We start from the raw sequence: 18465 nt of genomic DNA, 5'->3' as shown, positions 1-18465 counted from the left end.
CGCAAAATATGATTTTAGAATTTTAAATACCAGGGGGTAAATTATGGACTACACGAATATTATTTTTACGGTTGAAGATGGAATTGCAACTATTGTTTTTAACAGACCAAAGGCTCTTAATGCATTAAACGATGAGTTGATGATGGAGTTTTCCGGAGTTCTTGATGCGATCTCCTGTGATGAAAATATCCGGGTTCTTATCTTAACCGGTGCCGGGGAAAAATCCTTTGTTGCCGGTGCCGATATTACCGAACTTGCCAAATTCAATTCACTGGAGGGTAAAATATTTTCAAAAAACGGGCAGAGTATAATAGGCAAACTCCAGGAATTGGCCATTCCGGTTATTGCAGCAGTAAACGGATTTGCGCTCGGCGGAGGCAATGAAGTTGTACTTGCCTGCGATATAGTTTATGCTTCAGAAAAAGCCATGTTCGGATTACCTGAAATAAATCTTGGTCTTATTCCGGGATTTGGCGGCACTCAGAGACTTCCCAGGCTTATAGGAACAAATATGGCAAAAGAAATGATATTTACCGGCAAGATGATCCCTGCATCCGAGGCATTAACCATAGGATTGGTAAACAAAGTATTTGCACCTGATGCACTGATGGAAGAGGCACTTAAAACTGCAAAACTGATTGCTTCAAAGGGAAAAGTGTCTTTGCGGGCCGCCAAACAGGCTATTAATAAGGGTATTAATGCTGACCTTGTTACAGGTTTTTGCATAGAAGCGGATGCATTTGCCCTGTGTATGTCAAGCAAGGATAAAAATGAAGGCACAAGCGCTTTTCTTGAAAAAAGGAAGGCTGTTTTTAAAGGCACACTAAAAGATTAACAGGTGAGCCACTTTCAAAACGTTTCAGTTTGGTCAAGGTCAAGGCGGGTGAAAATTTTAACCACAGGAATACATTTAGTATTTCGAGGATAGCGCTATGCTTCACTGCGTGCAAAATTGGAGCCCAACGCAGAGATCGGCCTAAATGGGACGTTTTGAAACAGGCTCAGGTCTTATGATATGACAGTGATGTGGCGGTTATGGAAAAACAAAAAAAAATAATTCAGCTGATATGGGCGATAGCCCTTATCCTTGCAGGAATCGGAGTATTTTACCAGATTCCATATAAAATGCAGCAGCTGGAACATATCGGACATTTTTCTTCCGAAAAGTATTTTATCAGGTTTTGCTTTTATCTTCTGGGTTTTTTACTGATTGGCGGCGGGCTTAAAAAAATCTATAAATATTATGGCAAATCACAAGGTAAAGAGCCGGATAATTGAGTTGTGACAGCAAGGATATTATCAACAGTTTGCATGTTTTGTCTTCGATTTTTCCGGCAGTTTAAATATTTAAATGGTGATAAAAAATTATGCCGAATAATACTGAAAACATATGCGCCCAGGATTCAAGTGTGCAGGATCTCAGAACAGAGGTCGAATCCAGAACAAAACTTCAGGATATCTGCAATAAAATATATGCCGCTTCGAATCTTGACGAGATACTGGTTAATCTTAAAAATGAAATAACCGCTCTTTTTGAAGCTGAAAGAATAACTGTTTTTGTTGTTGACGGTAAAACAAGAGAGCTTGTCTCCAGATTCAAATCCGGGTCCGAGGTGGCGGAAATTCGTATTCCTGTTTCCATAGACAGCCTTGCCGGATATTCGGCTATAAAGCAAAAACTTATAAATATTAAGAATGTATACGATGATCATGAGCTTGCTTCTATTGATCCGGAATTAAAATTTGATAAACGGTGGGACAGGAAAACCGGATTTATCACAAAACAAGTTCTCGCTTTTCCGATAATATTCAAGAAATACCTGCTTGGGGTAATTCAGCTGATTAACCGCAAAGACGGCTCTTCTTTTAAGACAATAGATGAACATGCAGTAGAGGAGCTTGCAAAGATTCTTGGCATCGCCCTTTATAATCAGAAACGTATAGCAAAGGCCAGATCTACAAAATTTGACTATCTTCTGGAAAATCATATTCTCACACAAAAAGAACTTGAAAAAACAATTTCTGATGCAAGACAGCGAAAAGAAAGCGTTGAGAATATACTGATATCCGAACTAAAAATTTCAAAAAAGGAAATATTAAAATCACTTTCGGAATTTTACAAGGTTTCATACACCGAATACAGCCCCACCTTTCCGATTCCGGGTGATCTTTTAACCGGATTAAAAGTTCCGTTCATGCGTAATAATCTTTGGGTTCCTTTACGAAGAGAAGAAGATAAAATAGTAGTGGCGATAGATAATCCACAGGACATCCGGAAAATAGATGAGATTAAAGCTTTATTCCCGGGTAAAAGTCTGGCGTTTTCCGTATCTTTAAAACAGGACATACTCGATTTTATCAAGCTGTTTACGCAAGATAAAAAGGAGCTTGCCGGTATAGATGATATACTTTCCAAGCTCAGGGAGGAATCGGAGGAAATAGAGGAAGCCGAGGCAGGTATAGGAGAAGAAGACAGTGCTGTTGTCCAGTTGGTAAATAAAATTATCCTGGATGCTTATGCAAGAAGAGCTTCCGATATACATATTGAACCATATCCTGGAAAACAGAACACACAGGTCAGAATAAGAATTGATGGTGCCTGCTCACTTTATCAGACAGTTCCCTATAGTTATAAAAGTGCTATTGTATCCCGTATCAAGATAATGTCCGATCTTGATATTGCCGAACGGCGCAAGCCACAGGATGGAAAGATAAGGTTCAAGAAATACGGGGGCAAAGATATAGAACTTCGTGTTGCAACTATTCCAACCCAGGGCGGGCTTGAAGATGTGGTAATGCGTATTCTTGCAGCAGGAGAGCCGATTCATCTGAATAAGATGGGTTTTACAGATATAAATTATGAAAATTTTATCGGCGCCGTAACCAAACCTTATGGTATAGTTTTTGTGTGCGGTCCTACCGGTTCAGGAAAAACAACTACGCTTCATTCAGCGCTCAGCTTTATCAACAAACCCGAGACAAAAATATGGACAGCGGAAGATCCTGTTGAAATCACGCAGAGGGGATTAAGGCAGGTTCAGGTTAAACCCAAGATAGGTTTTGACTTTGCCGCCGCCATGAGGTCATTTTTACGTGCCGATCCTGATGTTATCATGGTAGGTGAAATGCGTGATAAAGAAACTACTCATATAGGTATCGAAGCTTCTCTAACGGGTCACCTCGTATTTTCAACACTTCATACAAACAGCGCTCCTGAAAGTATAACCCGGCTTCTTGATATGGGTATGGACCCTTTTAATTTTGCAGATGCAATATTATGCATTCTTGCCCAGCGACTTGTAAGAACGCTATGCAGTAACTGCAAGCAGCCCTATAATCCTTCACTTGCAGAATATGAGGAACTTGTCAGAGAATACGGACGGGAAGCTTTTGAAAAGAATGTCGGGATACCATACTCAAACGATATCGTTTTATACAAACAAAATGGGTGTGATGCATGCAATCACACGGGGTATCAGGGACGTATGGGTATTCATGAGCTGCTGATGGGAACCGATGAGATGAAAAGGCTGATTCAAAGCATGGCCAAGATGGAAAATATACGCGACCAGGCGATAAAGGACGGCATGACCACCCTGAAACAGGATGGAATTGGAAAAATTTTTCAAGGGCACACCGATTTGCTGCAGGTCAGAAAAGTCTGTATTAAATAGTGTCTATCCATAATCTGCCATTTCCGGACGGATACTGAATGGAGTACTATCTTCTTACCGGTTCCTTTGTAAGTGATCCATAAATCCAGCAAGCTGTTTTTCATAATACGATTTATCAGCTTCAGCCATTGAAAGAGCCTTTTTTCCTGCTTCCACAGCTTCATTATATCTTCCTGCCGCAAAATAGCTTTGTGCCAGAGTGTCAAATATATGAGCCGATTTTTTATTTTTTACGGCAGCTTCCGCAAGCCGGACAGCCAGGTCTGCATTTTTTATGTTTTCATCTTCACATGTTGCATACAGCCAGGCCAGGTTATTTTGAACTATGGAATTGTTGGGATCAATAGCAAGTGCTTGTTCATAAGCATTTTTTGCTTTTTCATAATAATTGAGGCTATAGTACAGATCACCAAGCATGGCAGGAAATTCCGGATCATCCGGATTATCTTTGATTAAACCAAGGATTGTTTTTTCCACAAAAAATTCATTTATTTTTTTGCTGGTTTTCCCGAAATTTAAATTGTACCCAACTATTCCTGTAATAATTAAACACACAAGATAAACGGCTATACTTTTTTTTATTTTTGTATCGTGCCTCTTTATCCAGCTCCTGTCGGCTTCACATTTGTTAAGATAATCAACCCGCTCTTTTATGCTGAAATGGTGCCAGTTCGGTTTGTCTCCGGATTGTCCGCTGAAGTACGAGATTTTGTTAAACGCAGAGATGAGGGGTTGTGCGCTGGTAAAAAATGAATAAACATATGTGTCTGCCTGACGTTCAAAATTACGCATAAAATAAGCAAATATAAATCTGAAATAAATAACAAATACTGCGATTATTGAGATGCTGTAAGTAATTGATATAATAGTGGACTGTTTTATTCCCGAATCGGTTAAGAAACGATATAAGGGCTTGGCATAAATAGTTGCGTATACAACCAGATCAAGAGTGGCAAAAGAAAGAAGTATATAGCCTGAAAAAAACAATAGATAGAATGCAAGATGATGCCGTTTGACATGACCTATTTCATGGGCTATTACAGCTTCCACTTCATCCGTATCAAGCAATCGAAGAAGAGGTTTTGTAACTAAAATATAGCGGAATCTTTTTGCAAGACCCATGACCCCTGCTGTAATCATCCTGTTCCCGAACATCGGCCAATATAGAATTTCTGCAAATTTAACTCCGGCTTTATTGCAGATCTCTTCGATTCTAAAGCGATCTTCACCCTTCTCAAGAGATTTGCATCTCCAGAGTTTGAGTGTCATAGCAGGGCCGAAAATGCTGATTATAAAGAGGAAAAATATAATAAAAGCAAGCTCTCCTCCGCTTGATGCAAAAAAAAGCTTAAGGCCGTTAAACGGAAGGTGATTAATAATATCGATGGCAGCGGAAAGCAGCAGCCAGGGCAGGACAACAGGAATCCCAAAAGAAATATTGGATAATATGTAAGAGCTTCTTGACATATCATCCGCAGAATTAAGTTTTTTGTAAGTACCGTAGGCAGATGCCCGGACAACAGTCAGATAAAATACAAAAAGACATAAAAAAACAAGTGCTTCTAAGGCAGGAAATGATTTGAAAAGGTTAATTTTTTGAGTATAGGAAGGAAGCGCCAAACCGTATATGTTTACAGCAAATAAAAGAATAGCAAGTATTGAAAATTGTTTCGACAAAGATTCAAATTTATTTTCAATATATCTATTCGTTTGGTGTAAAATACTCTTTTCAAGTGTTTTGAATTTCAGATAAGAAGCACATGAAAATATTATTGCAAAACCAAAAAACAGTAAAGCGGTTTGCAGGGAAAAACTGCTGTCCGTTGCTGCAGAATAAGTATTGGTGGAATATATCAGAACGAAAAATATAAAGTATATGAAGTTTGTAAACATATCAATCGAGGCTATCTCAGATATCTTTCTTTTTCACTATAAATGCACCCGCAATATTTTTGCCTGTAAAGCTCAAGCCTTCTTGATTCATCTACTCCTTCTTTCCAGCCTGTACGGAAATTATTATAATAAAAGGAAACTCCAATGGATTTTCCCACCGACTCACCTATAGCCTTTATTTCTTCATGCTTCTGATAAACGCTGTATAAAAGTGTGGTGGTAAAAGAATCAAATTGATTTTCTTTTGCGTAAACTGCGGTTGCCATTAATCGCTCATGATAACAAACCATGCACCTGTTTTTCTCCCTGAAAACAATTTTCTGCAAAAAACCTTCTATGTCATAATCATCGCGAAAACTTACTTCAAGATCAATTAGTTTTGCATATTGAACCAGAGTATCCAGTCTTTTTTTATACTCGGTGTAAGGATGGATGTTGTTATTATAAAAATATCCGGAAACAGTCATTTTTTCATTGCGAAGTATTTTTACCGGATAAATGGAGCATGGCGCACAACATATATGAAGCAGGATCTTCATTCTCTTTCACCAAAAATTGCGGTTCCTATCCTTACAAGAGTCGCTCCTTCTTCTATGCCTGTTTCAAAATCACCGCTCATTCCCATTGAAAGTTCTTCCATTCTGATGTTTTGAATGTCTTCCGGTTCAAGCAAGCTATTTATCCTGTCTCTTAATATTCTCAGAGCGGCAAAATATGGCCTTGTTCTTTCGGGATCATCGTAAAATGGCGGAATTACCATCAGTCCTTTAACGCGCAGATTGTTTAACCCGCCAATCTTTTTTATCAGGTCAAAAGCGGTTTCCTGCGTTATCCCTGATTTTGATTTTTCTTTTCCTATATTAACCTGAATAAGTATCTGCTGCACCTTATTAATTTTTTTCGCCTGCGCATCCAGTTCAACAGCCAGCCTGTATGAATCAACCGTGTGAATCAGGTCAAACATTTTTACAGCATATTTCGCCTTGTTTGTCTGCAGATGCCCGATAAAATGCCATGGCACTTCATTTGATGACAAAAGGGGATACTTCTCCCTGGCATCCTGGATATAATTTTCCCCAATAATCTGTATGCCTGATTCGATTGCCATACGGATTTTTTCTGCAGTTACTGTTTTGGTGACCGCAATAATCCGGATGCTTTCCGGGTCACGGCCACAGGATAGCGCAGATCTGATAACCCGGTTTTTAATTTCAGCAATTCTTTCTTTCAAAAACTCACCTTAATAATTATTGACTCTTTTTATCGAATCAAAACCGATTATGTGTTCTTTTATCAAAAATTCAATAACTTCACAAACAGGCAATCCCACAACATTAGTATAAGAGCCGCTTATGCTTTTAACAAGAAATGTGCCGAGTCCCTGAATAGCATATCCACCGGCTTTGTCGAAGGGCTCCTTTGTACGGATATACCATTCGATTTCATCTTCAGACAAATCCTTGAACAAAACTTTTGTCCTGACAGATTCGGAAAAAGATCTTTCTTTTGATTTGCAGCATATGCAGTATCCTGTAATTACTTCATGGGTCTGTCCGCTCAGATCTTTTAACATTTCTCTGGCATTATCACGGGATACTGGCTTTCCAAGAATTTTACCGTTTATTACAACAACGGTATCGGCTCCTATTACCCAACTGTCAGGGTATTTATCCGAAATATATTTAGCTTTTGATTCGGCAAGAATTTTTACATAAATTTCCGGAGCAGAAACCTCAACTAAGCTTTCATCAAAACCGCTTGGAATTACGGAAAAATTAATCCCTGCCTGTTTTAAAAGATATCTTCTTCGGGCTGATTCCGAGGCCAGAATCAAAAAAGGCTTATCGTTTTGTTTATCAGTTATATTCATGTCATTTTTGTTATCAGAAGAAATAATTAATTACAATAAATACAAACATGAAATCTTGACAATCGCATTTATAGCATGTATTTGACAAAAAGTGCCTGGGTGGCGGAATTGGTAGACGCAAGGGACTTAAAATCCCTCGGTCCTTGTGGCTGTACGAGTTCAAGTCTCGTCCTAGGCACCAAATAAAAATCAAGGGATTAGCTGGCATTGGCTAATCCCTTTAAAAATCCCCCTAAAACAACTCATCCTCGATATTGAGAACCCCCGCATACAATACTTTTTAGATACACGATTAAATGACAGAGTAACACAAGAAAAAATAAAATTTGCTCTTTCTAATGGATCAGTATGAGAAATTAAAGGAACATATAGAGCGTAATAGCGGGATATATGACCCTATATGGGTTGTACCCGAAGAAGATTATTTTAAGGTTATAGAAGGTAATACGAGGTCTTTTATATATGAAGAACTTTCAGAAAAATATGTTAACGATTTAAAATGGCAAACAATTGATTCATATGTACTGCCATTTAAGGTTGAACGCAATGTCATAAATTTTATTAGATTGGAAAAGCATCTTTTTGGCACCACCCCTTGGGATGCTTATGAAAAAGCCAGGGAATTGTACCGTCTTTACAGTGATGAAGACTACTCGCTGAAACGCCTTGAACAACTCACGAAACTCAGGACATCAGAAATCAAGAATAACATTCAGGCCTTTATGGATATGGAAGAACAATATCTTCCGAAGTATAATAAACCCTCTGAAAGGCTTAAATTTAGCTATTTTGTGGAATTCAGAAAAAATAAAGAGCTCAAGCGTCTTGTGAATGAGGGAAAAATTTCTTTAATGGATTTTTGTGATTGGGTAGGCGAAGGTAAATTTGGACGCGGTGAAGATATACGCAGACTTCCACTGGTTCTCAAAGACGAACAGTCAAAACAGGCTCTGATAGATGATGATTTCCGGGCTGCACTTGAGCAGTTGGAGCAGAAGAACCCAGCTGCAAAATCTAAACTTTTCGAAAAAATTGAAGATGTTATTGCCGGTCTTGAAAGTCTTCCTTTTGGCGAGTTAGATGAAATTAAAAGAGGGCAGCAACCGTCCAGTGCATACCCGACTGTTTCAGCCGCTGTCCAACCACGGTTCGACAGCCTGCCTCCAGAACGCCGGAACCTATAAAAAGACCCCGCTTCCTAAAATGGGCGTACCGCATCCTTTCCTTGTTTTTTTCAAAATAACCGATCTCTCGTTCATATATTGATTTGTCGCATCCCGATTGAGATGAGCATTCCTTGATGGCATTTATTACATCTTCGACCCTTCCATCATCCAATTCTTTCCGACGCTCTTCCGTCCACAGATGCAGTTTGTCCTTATTCTGACTGAAATATGCCTTACCGACGTTCCAGTAATGTTCACGCGCATGGAACAGATCGACAATCTGGATAGCACCATAAAATTGTTCATCCGCTATATTCCATATCCAGATGGCCCCGTCCCCAAGCACACAAACCTCCTTTGCCCGGCGCATGCCGCGCCGAAGTGCCTCTTGATATATCCGCTGTCCAAACACCTCAGCCGATTCGATTGCACCGGTGTAGCTGGTGGTCCCATCGTCTCGCACCGGACGGCCTTTCCGGTCAACTTCTGTCTGGGTAAAAATGCAACCCAGCTTGACTTCCCTGGTCTTTGCCTGACCGTCTTCACATTTGCCTTGCCTGCCGGCAGTCTCTTTCTTAACTACCGGAACTCCGGTGCCATCCATGCACACATACATCCGTGGAACAGGTTTGATCGGTACAATTTTATCCGACAACGACGTCCTGGCCTCGGCTGCATGAAACGCTTCCACCTGAGCACCTACTGTCTGTGATACACGCTCTACTGCTTTTGTGTTGACACGGATATCCGCCAGCTCATACAAGTCTTGATGACCCAGGCCGAATGGCCGGTAGGCGCCAACCTTGCTCATCATCCGGCGTACCCCACAACTGTAAGATGTCCCTATGTCCAGATCACGGTCTTTCGGGCAAAAACCAACATGACATTTTCGATCATAATAGTATGCCCGCTTAACGGCCACCGGGCCCAACACAGTGAGCAGTTCCTTGTTCCGGTAATCGATAAACTCATACTGATGCCCTTGCCCGCAGGTAATGGTTTTACCCCGGTAACCTCCGCCATCTGCGTTTACGAGTATTCCAAGTATGCTGCCGCCAATGCGGTGCATTGACGAACGGATGCTCATTTCAAACGCTTCAAAGTCAAAATTGCCGTTGGTCGTTTTTTCTGAAACATACCGGCCAACAATGCGACCTATCTCATTTTGTACTTCTTCATGAACAGACTCTGCAATTTTTTTTTAAGTTCGGCCAACTCCTGATCATCTTTCACTTCGGGCACTGGTCGAAGGTCGCAGATACGCTCGTTTACCAAAACAATCTCTTCACACAGCTTTACATAGCGTTGATGGTTCGCAATCTCCTCCAGGTACTTTTGCAACTCCGGACCAAGTTTTACGCTCTTCGCGTAGCTTTTCCCTTTGATTGTTGTGTTCCATAAATGTTGCGGCCCATGCCCTGGATGCCCCTCTTTAGCACATGCGCAGTTTTTTTCCCACATTTACGGTATACAACTGAAATGATTCCCCTCCGGAAATCTCCGGTTTCTTGCAATTGCCTATATAAATGTTCCCGCTCTATCTCCAAGCTTTCAATAGTTTCTTCCATCGGCTTCCTCCTATGGTCTGAATGCTTAACAAGCAACCAGACTATAGGCGAAATATCTCGCCTTGTCAAGTTTTTACCCATATTTATGTCGCAGACCCTTCACAAAAATGTTGTTTGATTCTGCGACAAAAAAAGATTATTTATTTAACCTTGACCGTTACATAAAAATTTACTACTGAAGAAACAATAAACAACAGATATAAAGCGTTGAATAACTCATTATTTAAGCGGGCAAAAAATAGCTGACTTCGTAATTTGTTGTTTGCTATTTGCTGTTCGAGTAAGGAGAATATCCGGATGGAAACTGATTGTATTTTCTGTAAAATTGTAAAAGGAGAGATCCCAAGTACATTTCTTTATGAAAATGATAACCTTGTTGTATTCAGAGATATTAATCCTCATGCGCCTGTCCATCTTCTTATAGTTCCAAAAAGGCATATAAGAAGTGTAAATGATTTGACCGAAGATGATGCAAAAATAGTATCCGAAATGATAATGACCGCTAAAATGATGGCGGAAAAAGAGTCTGTTTCAAAATCCGGTTATAAACTCCTTTTTAACGTGGAAAAAGGCGGCGGTCAGGTTATATTTCATCTTCACCTGCATCTTATAGGTGGGTGGAAGAAGTAATTAATCCTTCCGGATAAAGTTTTTGGACTGCGTTATCAGTCGTCTCCCTTCGACAACGTACCAACTGTACGCCTCACTCAGGGTGGCTTCTTCCGGCCTTGCCAAAAACATTATCTGAAAGTCTTTATAGCCTTGTTGCCGCTTTCAGTTTACTTACTTTTTCACCCAATATTTTATCAAGATCCGGATTATTCGGATTTTCTTCAATAATGCGCTCAAAGGCGCTTCCTACTACTATTCCGTCAACATCGGGAGCTATTTTTCTGACGTCTTCCGGTTCGCTTATCCCGAATCCGACACATATGGGAAGATCGGTTATCGAAGCAAGAAGTCTGGAGTTAACTGTAACTTTTTGTGTATCAAGTCCTGCGCTGCCGGTTACTCCTGTTTTTGAAACAAGGTATAAAAATCCGGAAGATTCCTGAGCAATTTTTTTCATTCTTTCAAGCGGAGTCGTGGGCGCTACAAGACGAATAAGGGCAAGCTCATTTCCCGGCCATTTTGAAGTCATTTCATCCGATTCTTCAGGAGGAAGATCCACCACAAGAACACCGTCAGCGCCTGAAGAGACGGAATCATTGTAAAAAGCTTCAGCCCCATAGGAATAAATAGGGTTATAGTAACTAAAGAGAATTATAGGAATATCTGAAAAAGTCCTTATTTTACGTGTCATTTCCAGAACTGTTTTTATGGTTATGCCTTTTTTAAGTGCCCGCGCAGATGATCTCTGGATTACAGGCCCATCAGCAGTGGGATCGGAAAAGGGTATTCCAAGTTCCATGACATCGAGTCCGGCGGCACACATTGCTTCTATTATTTTAAGCGAAGTATTAAGGTCCGGGTCTCCGGCTGAAAGAAATCCGACAAGAGCTTTTTCCTTATTTTGTTTCAACTCTTCAAATTTTTTATCAATTCTCTTTGTTTTCATCTGACGTAAATTCTCCTCTTACGAACATTATATGAACGGGTTATAAACCAATCCCTACAGTCGTTTTTATTTAAATATCGTTGAAACAATTCCAAGATCCTTGTCGCCTCTGCCGGAAAGGTTAACAATAATGATGCTGTCTTTGCTCATCCGGGGGGCCTGCTGCATTGCATAAGCCAGGGCATGGGAACTTTCAAGAGCAGGTATTATTCCTTCAAGCATGCAAAGTTTTTTGAATGCATAAAGTGCCTGATCATCATCTATAGAGACATAATTTGCTCTTTTTATATCTTTAAATAAAGCGTGTTCAGGACCGACTCCGGGATAGTCAAGCCCGGCGGATATTGAATGAGCCTCAAGAATCTGCCCGTTCTTATCCTGAAGAACATACGATTTTGACCCGTGAAGTACACCTACCGAACCTTCGCCCAGGGTTGCCGCATGTTTGCCGGTAGAGATGCCTTTGCCGGCAGCTTCAACTCCTGTCATTTCAACCGGATCATCTATGAAAGGAAAGAAAAGTCCCATTGCATTACTTCCTCCTCCAACACAGGCGATCAGTAAATCGGGAAGGCGGCCTGCAATATCTATAATTTGTTTTCTTGCTTCTATTCCGATTATTTTCTGGAAATCACGCACCATCATAGGATACGGATGAGGTCCGGCTACAGAACCTATTATATAAAAAGTATCGACAACTGCTCCGACCCAATAGCGCATTGCTTCATTCATGGCATCCTTTAACGTTCCTGTGCCGGACTCAACAGGTACAACCTGTGCACCAAGAAGTTCCATGCGCAATACATTCGGGGCCTGTCTTTTAATATCTTCGGTTCCCATAAAAATCTTGCATTCCATTCCGAACAGAGCTGCTGCTGTGGCTGTTGCAACACCATGCTGGCCGGCTCCCGTTTCGGCGATTACTTTCTTTTTCCCCATCCATTTTGCAAGAAGCGCCTGGCCTAAAGTATTGTTTATCTTATGGGCTCCCGTATGCGCAAGATCTTCGCGTTTTAAGTATACTGAAGCGCCTTTTAAATGCTCACTTAATCTTTTTGCATAAAAAAGAGGGGTAGGGCGGCCTGTGTAAAGTGTCAGTAAATCGTTTAATTCTTTTTTGAATTTTTCCTGCGGCGTGATTTTGCTATATGCTTCTTCAAGCTCAAGAATGGCAGGCATGAGGGTTTCTCCGACATAGCGCCCTCCATAGATTCCAAAATGACCGTTTGAATCCGGGCAGGCGATGGTTTTTAAAGGCGCAAAACCATCAGCAAGAGATTCTTTGTTAATTAAAGAGTTCATTAAAAAATTCTCCTTGTTATTTTTGTAAGCATACACCCTGATACAATTCTTATAAAAGATTCTGCTTTTGCAATATCTTTTATTCCGTAAGAAGATTCCACACCGGAACTGATATCGACCGCATCAGGGCTGCAAAGGGATATGGCTGTAGATATATTTTCCGGTGAAAGACCGCCTGCAAGTATTAGAGGATAATTTTCTCCTACTGCTTTTGCTTTCTCCCAGTCCCATGACAAGGCATTTCCGCCGGGAAGAGTGCCTTTGCCGTATTCTACGATAAACGCCGAGGCTTCATAATTATTTACTTCTTCAATCCGGGGACTTTTTTCAAGAAAAAGAGCTTTTATAACAATCAGACTTTCTTTGCGGCAATCAGCCACAAATTGAGGCGTTTCATTGCCGTGAAGCTGAACTGCACTAAGACCGCATTTCTCAACGGTTTGCATTATTGAAGAAAAAGTTTCATCAACAAAAACTCCGACTGTTTTAATTTTTTCGGGTAAAGCCGAAGATATTTCGCGTGCTGTATCGCAGGTAACATATCTGGGGCTTTTCGGATAAAAAACAAATCCCAGCGCATCTGCTCCAAGCTTAGCACAGGAAATTGCATCGCTTACTCTGGTTATGCCGCAGATTTTAATCTGGGGTGTTTGCTTAACTGTGTCATCTTTTTGCTTAATCATTTTACCAAAACCCCATCTTTTAACGGAGTCATTAAAGATGTTAAAAGCTTGGCCGGATTATCAGCTTTTACAAGACTTTCTCCGATAAGAAAATTAAATATTCCAAAAGAAAGACTTTTTTCAATGTCTTTTCTCTCAGCTATACCGCTTGCGGCAACCGCTGTTTGCTGAGAGTTAAGAAGAGAAGACAAGCGCATGGCAGTATTAATATCTGTATCAAAAGAGCTTAAATTTCTGTTGTTTATTCCGATCAGTCTTGCTCCGGCATCCGATGCCGTTTCAAGCTCTTTTTCAGAGTTTACTTCAACAAGCGCATCCAGATTAAGCTCATCGCAAAGTGAAAGATAATCTTTTAGCTGTTTTAATGAAAGAATCCTTACGATAAGAAGTGCCGCATCCGCTCCCATTGCAGCTGTTTCGTATATCTGATACGAAGATATTGTAAAATCTTTTCTTAAAATCGGAAGCGTCGAAGTGTTTTTTACTATTTTCAGGTCATCTTGATTTGCCATAAAAAAAGTGCTGTCGGTTAAAACGGATATTGCTGCCGCACCTCCTTTTTCATACTCTTTTGCATATTTTTTCGGATCAAGATCAGGACATAATACACCTTTTGACGGAGAGGCTCTTTTTATTTCGGCAATTATGTTAACACCGGATGGTCCCGGCTTTGATAGACTCTGCATAAAGACGCGGTGTTTAGCTTTTTTTACCTGAGCTTTAAGCCTGCTTTCCGGAACAAGTTTTTTTCTTTCTTCAACTTCAACCTTTTTGTGCTCTACTATTTTTGTTAAAAAATCCATTATCCGTTTTCCTGTGTAAATTGAACAAGAGATTCCAGTTTTGATTTGGCAGCGCCGGAATCAATGGATGTTTGTGCAAGCTTAATCCCTTCTTTTAAGTTTAAAGCCTTTCCTGCTGCAACTAAAGCTGCAGAAGCATTTATAAGAATAATGTCTCTTTTAGGGCCTTTTTCTCCATTTAAGATATCTTTTGTGATTTGGGCATTATCAGCCGGGCTTCCGCCGATAAGATCATCAGCTTTTGCAGTTTTGCCAAAAAATTCTTCAGGATCAATATCATAGGTGCGGATAAGGCCGTCTTTTAATTCGGATGTTCTTGTAGGGGCGCAAATTGAAATCTCATCAAGGCCGTCATGACCGTGCACCACGAAGGCTCTTTTTACTCCAAGTATTCTAAGTGCGTGAGCAAACATTTCAGTAAGCTTAGGAGCATAAACACCTAAAATCTGATAATTTGCAGACGCCGGATTGGTAAGAGGGCCAAGCATGTTAAATATACTTCTTAAACCGATCTCTTTTCTTGCTTTTGCCACATATTTCATGGCTTCATGGTAAAGAGGGGCAAAAAGAAATCCTATCCCGATTTCCTGTATGGCTTCTTCCACTATTTCAGGGGCAGTGTCCAGTTTTACGCCAAGAGCCTCAAGAAGATCTGCGCTTCCACACTGACTTGAAACAGAGCGGTTTCCGTGTTTAGCCACAGTTACTCCGCATCCAGCTACAACAAAAGCGCTTGTTGTTGAAATATTAAATGTCTTTGCGCCGTCACCGCCTGTGCCGCAGGTATCGACAACAGTTTTTGCAGATGTCTGAATGCGCCGCGCTTTTTTTCGCATTGCCGAAGCAGCGCCGGCCAGCTCTTCAAATGTTTCGCCTTTTGTGGCAAGAGCGGCCATGAATGCTCCGGTCTGTGCATCCGTTATACCTCCTGAAAAAATTTCACTCATCATCTGAGACATTTCCATCTCATCAAGATCAGTTCTTTCTATTATCTTCTTCAAACTTTCTTTAAACATTGTTTTTCCTCTCACCTCTCACCTTCCACCTTGTGCCTTGTGCCTTGTGCCTTGAACCTTGGACCTTTAATACGTCCCTGCTATCCGATGCTGCTTAAAAAATTGCGTAACAAACGTTTTCCCACAGTAGTCATGATAGATTCGGGATGAAACTGAACTCCTTCGGTCTGATGGGTTTTATGTCTTATTCCCATGATCTCTCCTTCTTCCGATTCGGCCGTAATTTCAAGGCATGACGGAAGAGTCTCTTTCAATACAGCCAGAGAGTGATAGCGCATGGCTTTAAACGGGTTGGCAATTCCCTTGTATATCGTTTTGCCGTCTGATGTAACTGAAGATACTTTGCCGTGCACAAGATATTTTGCCGAAACAATATCTCCGCCGAAGACTGCTGCTATGGATTGATGCCCCAAACATACACCAAGAACGGGGATTTTACCTGAAAAATGTCTGATAACAGGAATGGAAACACCAGCCGATTCGGGTCTTCCCGGACCGGGGGAGATAACCACACCGGATGGATTCAATGCAATGATTTCATCCAATGATGCCGCATTGTTTCTAATAATCTTTACATCAGCTCCAAGCTGTCTTAAGTACTGAACAAGATTATATGTGAATGAATCAAAATTATCTATCATTAAAATCATTTATGATCCCCCAGTGTATTAATAGACTTTAATATAATGTTTTGGGCAAGGCCGGAAGAAGCCGCCCTGAGTAAAGCGTACAGTTGGTACGTTGTCGAAGGGGGGCGACTGATAACGCAGTCCAAAAATTTTATATTAAAGTCTTATCGGTTATTTTGTATGAGTTGCAATGCGTTTTGTATCGCCATCGCCTTGTTTTCAGTTTCTTTCAGCTCACTTTCCGGAATCGAATCGGCCACTATTCCGGCTCCTGCTCTTACCACAAGCTTTCCTTTTTCAACACATGCGGTTCTTATTGTAATAGCCAGATCCATATTGCCGTTAAAAGAGATATATCCAACGGCACCGCCATACGGACCTCTTGGTTCATTTTCAAGCTCTGCTATTATTTCCATGGCTCTTACCTTTGGTGCTCCCGATAAAGTGCCTGCCGGAAAAGTTGCGGCAAGAAGGTCCCATGCATCATAGATTTGTTCAAGATCGCAGTTTATGCTCGAAACAAGATGCATTACATGAGAATATCGTTCTATGACCATAAGGTCTGTAACCTGAACGGTGCCTGTTTCTGCAACCCGGCCAAGATCATTTCTCCCAAGATCGACAAGCATGAGATGTTCCGCCCGCTCTTTTTCATCGGAAAGAAGTTCATCAGCAAGCGCCCTGTCTTCCTGTTCGCTGTTTCCCCTTTTTCGTGTTCCGGCAATCGGGCGAAGTGTGGCCACCCTGTTTTCAAGCCTGACCATTGTCTCAGGCGATGAACCCACAAGAGCAACATCTCCAAGATGCATAAAAAACAGATAAGGCGAAGGATTAATATATCTTTGCACCCGGTATAATGTCCGTAAATCAGGAGCAGCATCGCAAATGAAAGGCTGGGAAATAACTGCCTGGATTATATCTCCCGCTCTTATGTATTCTTTGGTTTTTTTAACATGATCAAGAAATATTTCCGGTTTTTGCTTTGGATAAAGAGAAAAATCTCCTTTAACCGAATCAGTATTATTAAAAGTGATCTGCTTTTTGATTTTTTCCGTCATCGACTCTATGCGGGCTTTTGCTTTATCAAAAGATATTTCCGGATTATTATCATCATCTGTAAAGCAGATGCTTATTCCAAGAAGCGTATTTCTGATATTATCAAAAATAATTACCTCATCCGGAATGATAAAATGGGAAAGAGGTTTTTCTTCTTCAATCGGACAGGGAACAGGTTCAAAAAATGAAACCATTTCATATGACAGATAACCGACCATTCCTCCCCAGAAACGGGGAAGTCCCGGTAATACCGAAGGCCGGTAGTCCTTCATAAGATCCCGTAAAACATCAAGAGGTTTATTGTTGTGGGGTATGTTTTTAACGGTTCCGTTTTCTTTTACTTGCACATGATTTTTAAATACGAGTATATGTGTACGTGCCGAAGTTCCGAGAAAACTGTATCTTCCCCATCTTTCTCCGCCCTCAACGCTTTCAAGCAAAAAGACCGGCCCGTTACCGCCGTAAAATTTATGAAGCAATGATACCGGGGTTTCGGTGTCTGCAAGTATTTCCACGCAAAGCGGGATAACATTGCTCTTTTCGGAAAGAGCGCAAAATTCTTTCTTATCCGGAAATTGATTTAATAACATTGTTATTCCTTTATATAATACAATGTTGATATTTATATACTATAAACTTTCAGATAATGTTTTTGGCGCTGAAAGTCTATAAAAAAAGGGCCGTAAATTATTATTTTACGACCCTTTAAAATAGAAAAGACCGCAAAACCTTTTGTATTGTCCGCGATCCTTTGTTTTATTATTTTATATCAGATAATCAGATTAATAGGACTCCGCGGGCAAGTGTTTTTCATAGGCCCGCCAACACCAATGCTTATTTTCCGATTCTATAATGTTATTAAAATATGTTTTCATAAGTTCTTCTTCAAATAATTTTTCAGCATATTTACATACGGTTTGAAGCGTTGTCAAGAAAATTTACCCGGATTGAAATTTTATGGTATTATCAATATCATTTCAAAAAGTTAGAGATCAAAAACTTATTAGCACAATTTACATAGGGCATCCACAAGCACCCCCTATCCATAATTTTTAAATCTGGCAACTATCTACTATTAAGGATTTTTAGCTTACATGTTTGATATTGATAACTCAATGCCGTTGAATTAAGAAAAAGTACTTGCAAATATTCATATAATGAGCTAATTTATTTGTAAATTCTGAATATCTTCAACTTATCAAAAGGAGGAAATAAATGTTAAAAAATCTCTTTCAAAACAACAAAGT

16 protein-coding genes, 1 tRNA gene and 1 pseudogene are annotated in these 18465 nt (G+C 40.3%); 6 read left to right on the top strand and 12 right to left on the bottom strand.

Annotated features, from left to right (window positions below):
• Window positions 1-43 precede the first annotated feature (43 nt).
• From VXK47_RS10450 to VXK47_RS10440, 3 genes are all read left to right on the top strand, one after another.
• On the top strand, window positions 44-835 hold the full coding sequence (locus VXK47_RS10450; RefSeq protein WP_435548727.1) for an enoyl-CoA hydratase-related protein: 792 nt from the start codon (window positions 44-46) through the stop codon (window positions 833-835).
• 200 nt (window positions 836-1035) lie between these two features.
• Window positions 1036-1278: a hypothetical protein gene (locus VXK47_RS10445; protein WP_435548726.1), complete on the top strand. Its 243-nt coding sequence runs from the start codon at window positions 1036-1038 to the stop codon at window positions 1276-1278.
• Between the two features lie 89 nt (window positions 1279-1367).
• Complete coding sequence (locus VXK47_RS10440; RefSeq protein ID WP_435548725.1) at window positions 1368-3674, top strand: GspE/PulE family protein; 2307 nt, start codon at window positions 1368-1370, stop codon at window positions 3672-3674.
• A gap of 54 nt (window positions 3675-3728) precedes the next feature.
• On the opposite strand, the gene VXK47_RS10435 is transcribed toward VXK47_RS10440, so the two are convergent.
• The 4 genes from VXK47_RS10435 to VXK47_RS10420 are packed head-to-tail and all read right to left on the bottom strand — an operon-like array spanning window position 3729 to window position 7437.
• Window positions 3729-5567, bottom strand: coding sequence for a M48 family metallopeptidase (locus tag VXK47_RS10435; RefSeq protein WP_435548724.1), 1839 nt, complete (start codon window positions 5565-5567; stop codon window positions 3729-3731).
• 11 nt (window positions 5568-5578) lie between these two features.
• Window positions 5579-6106: an epoxyqueuosine reductase QueH gene (locus tag VXK47_RS10430; RefSeq protein ID WP_435548723.1), complete on the bottom strand. Its 528-nt coding sequence runs from the start codon at window positions 6104-6106 to the stop codon at window positions 5579-5581.
• The gene (locus tag VXK47_RS10425) at window positions 6103-6798 is read right to left on the bottom strand and encodes a YggS family pyridoxal phosphate enzyme (RefSeq protein ID WP_435548722.1); all 696 of its coding nucleotides are present in this window, start codon (window positions 6796-6798) and stop codon (window positions 6103-6105) included. Before VXK47_RS10425 ends, VXK47_RS10430 begins: the two co-directional genes overlap by 4 nt.
• 9 nt (window positions 6799-6807) lie before the next feature.
• Window positions 6808-7437 (bottom strand): Maf family protein, encoded by a 630-nt coding sequence (locus VXK47_RS10420; RefSeq protein WP_435548721.1) that lies wholly within the window; start codon window positions 7435-7437, stop codon window positions 6808-6810.
• Between the two features lie 93 nt (window positions 7438-7530).
• On the opposite strand from VXK47_RS10420, the gene VXK47_RS10415 reads away from it, so the two are divergent.
• Both VXK47_RS10415 and VXK47_RS10410 read left to right on the top strand, forming a co-directional pair.
• A tRNA-Leu gene (locus tag VXK47_RS10415) sits at window positions 7531-7618 on the top strand.
• A 157-nt stretch (window positions 7619-7775) separates the two neighbouring features.
• Window positions 7776-8621 (top strand): hypothetical protein, encoded by an 846-nt coding sequence (locus VXK47_RS10410; RefSeq protein WP_435548720.1) that lies wholly within the window; start codon window positions 7776-7778, stop codon window positions 8619-8621.
• Here the strand turns inward: VXK47_RS10410 and VXK47_RS10405 are convergent.
• Window positions 8536-10171, bottom strand: a pseudogene (locus VXK47_RS10405) (ISKra4-like element ISDesp4 family transposase); the annotation flags it as partial. The gene VXK47_RS10410 and the pseudogene VXK47_RS10405 sit on opposite strands and share 86 nt — an antisense overlap.
• Before the next feature lie 297 nt (window positions 10172-10468).
• Between VXK47_RS10405 and VXK47_RS10400 the strand changes: the two are divergent.
• The gene (locus VXK47_RS10400; RefSeq protein WP_435548719.1) at window positions 10469-10801 is read left to right on the top strand and encodes a histidine triad nucleotide-binding protein; all 333 of its coding nucleotides are present in this window, start codon (window positions 10469-10471) and stop codon (window positions 10799-10801) included.
• A gap of 124 nt (window positions 10802-10925) precedes the next feature.
• Here the strand turns inward: VXK47_RS10400 and trpA are convergent, their stop codons facing one another.
• From trpA to VXK47_RS10365, 7 genes are all read right to left on the bottom strand, one after another.
• Window positions 10926-11729 carry a tryptophan synthase subunit alpha gene (gene trpA / locus VXK47_RS10395; protein ID WP_435548718.1) on the bottom strand — a complete coding sequence of 268 codons (804 nt, stop codon included), beginning with the start codon at window positions 11727-11729 and terminating at the stop codon, window positions 10926-10928.
• Window positions 11730-11795: 66 nt separating this feature from the next.
• Window positions 11796-13031 carry a tryptophan synthase subunit beta gene (gene trpB / locus VXK47_RS10390; protein WP_435548717.1) on the bottom strand — a complete coding sequence of 412 codons (1236 nt, stop codon included), beginning with the start codon at window positions 13029-13031 and terminating at the stop codon, window positions 11796-11798.
• The gene (locus VXK47_RS10385; RefSeq protein ID WP_435548716.1) at window positions 13031-13714 is read right to left on the bottom strand and encodes a phosphoribosylanthranilate isomerase; all 684 of its coding nucleotides are present in this window, start codon (window positions 13712-13714) and stop codon (window positions 13031-13033) included. Before VXK47_RS10385 ends, trpB begins: the two co-directional genes overlap by 1 nt.
• A complete protein-coding gene (gene trpC / locus VXK47_RS10380) occupies window positions 13711-14517 on the bottom strand; it encodes an indole-3-glycerol phosphate synthase TrpC (RefSeq protein ID WP_435548715.1) in 807 nt (268 codons plus the stop codon). The genes VXK47_RS10385 and trpC overlap by 4 nt, the downstream gene beginning before the upstream one ends.
• A complete protein-coding gene (trpD, locus tag VXK47_RS10375; protein WP_435548714.1) occupies window positions 14517-15533 on the bottom strand; it encodes an anthranilate phosphoribosyltransferase in 1017 nt (338 codons plus the stop codon). The genes trpC and trpD overlap by 1 nt, the downstream gene beginning before the upstream one ends.
• 80 nt (window positions 15534-15613) lie before the next feature.
• Window positions 15614-16183: an anthranilate synthase component II gene (locus tag VXK47_RS10370; RefSeq protein ID WP_435548713.1), complete on the bottom strand. Its 570-nt coding sequence runs from the start codon at window positions 16181-16183 to the stop codon at window positions 15614-15616.
• A 143-nt stretch (window positions 16184-16326) separates the two neighbouring features.
• Window positions 16327-17808, bottom strand: coding sequence for an anthranilate synthase component I family protein (locus VXK47_RS10365; protein ID WP_435548712.1), 1482 nt, complete (start codon window positions 17806-17808; stop codon window positions 16327-16329).
• Window positions 17809-18465: the final 657 nt, after the last annotated feature.

Source organism: Desulfobacterium sp. N47, from assembly GCF_051233685.1.
In the GTDB taxonomy this organism is placed as follows: Bacteria; Desulfobacterota; Desulfobacteria; order Desulfobacterales; family RPRI01; genus RPRI01.
Note: the sequence above shows the minus strand (reverse complement) of the source record. Positions and strands in the feature narration are given on the sequence as shown.

What these genes read in the sequence shown, in the direction of transcription:
- VXK47_RS10450 (WP_435548727.1), top strand. Translation starts at nt 44, where the DNA reads ATGGACTACACGAATATTATTTTTACGGTTGAAGATGGAATTGCAACT.
- VXK47_RS10445 (WP_435548726.1), top strand. Translation starts at nt 1,036, where the DNA reads ATGGAAAAACAAAAAAAAATAATTCAGCTGATATGGGCGATAGCCCTT.
- VXK47_RS10440 (WP_435548725.1), top strand. Translation starts at nt 1,368, where the DNA reads ATGCCGAATAATACTGAAAACATATGCGCCCAGGATTCAAGTGTGCAG.
- VXK47_RS10435 (WP_435548724.1), bottom strand. Translation starts at nt 5,567, where the DNA reads ATGTTTACAAACTTCATATACTTTATATTTTTCGTTCTGATATATTCC.
- VXK47_RS10430 (WP_435548723.1), bottom strand. Translation starts at nt 6,106, where the DNA reads ATGAAGATCCTGCTTCATATATGTTGTGCGCCATGCTCCATTTATCCG.
- VXK47_RS10420 (WP_435548721.1), bottom strand. Translation starts at nt 7,437, where the DNA reads ATGAATATAACTGATAAACAAAACGATAAGCCTTTTTTGATTCTGGCC.
- VXK47_RS10410 (WP_435548720.1), top strand. Translation starts at nt 7,776, where the DNA reads ATGGATCAGTATGAGAAATTAAAGGAACATATAGAGCGTAATAGCGGG.
- VXK47_RS10400 (WP_435548719.1), top strand. Translation starts at nt 10,469, where the DNA reads ATGGAAACTGATTGTATTTTCTGTAAAATTGTAAAAGGAGAGATCCCA.
- trpA (WP_435548718.1), bottom strand. Translation starts at nt 11,729, where the DNA reads ATGAAAACAAAGAGAATTGATAAAAAATTTGAAGAGTTGAAACAAAAT.
- trpB (WP_435548717.1), bottom strand. Translation starts at nt 13,031, where the DNA reads ATGAACTCTTTAATTAACAAAGAATCTCTTGCTGATGGTTTTGCGCCT.
- VXK47_RS10385 (WP_435548716.1), bottom strand. Translation starts at nt 13,714, where the DNA reads ATGATTAAGCAAAAAGATGACACAGTTAAGCAAACACCCCAGATTAAA.
- trpC (WP_435548715.1), bottom strand. Translation starts at nt 14,517, where the DNA reads ATGGATTTTTTAACAAAAATAGTAGAGCACAAAAAGGTTGAAGTTGAA.
- trpD (WP_435548714.1), bottom strand. Translation starts at nt 15,533, where the DNA reads ATGTTTAAAGAAAGTTTGAAGAAGATAATAGAAAGAACTGATCTTGAT.
- VXK47_RS10370 (WP_435548713.1), bottom strand. Translation starts at nt 16,183, where the DNA reads ATGATTTTAATGATAGATAATTTTGATTCATTCACATATAATCTTGTT.
- VXK47_RS10365 (WP_435548712.1), bottom strand. Translation starts at nt 17,808, where the DNA reads ATGTTATTAAATCAATTTCCGGATAAGAAAGAATTTTGCGCTCTTTCC.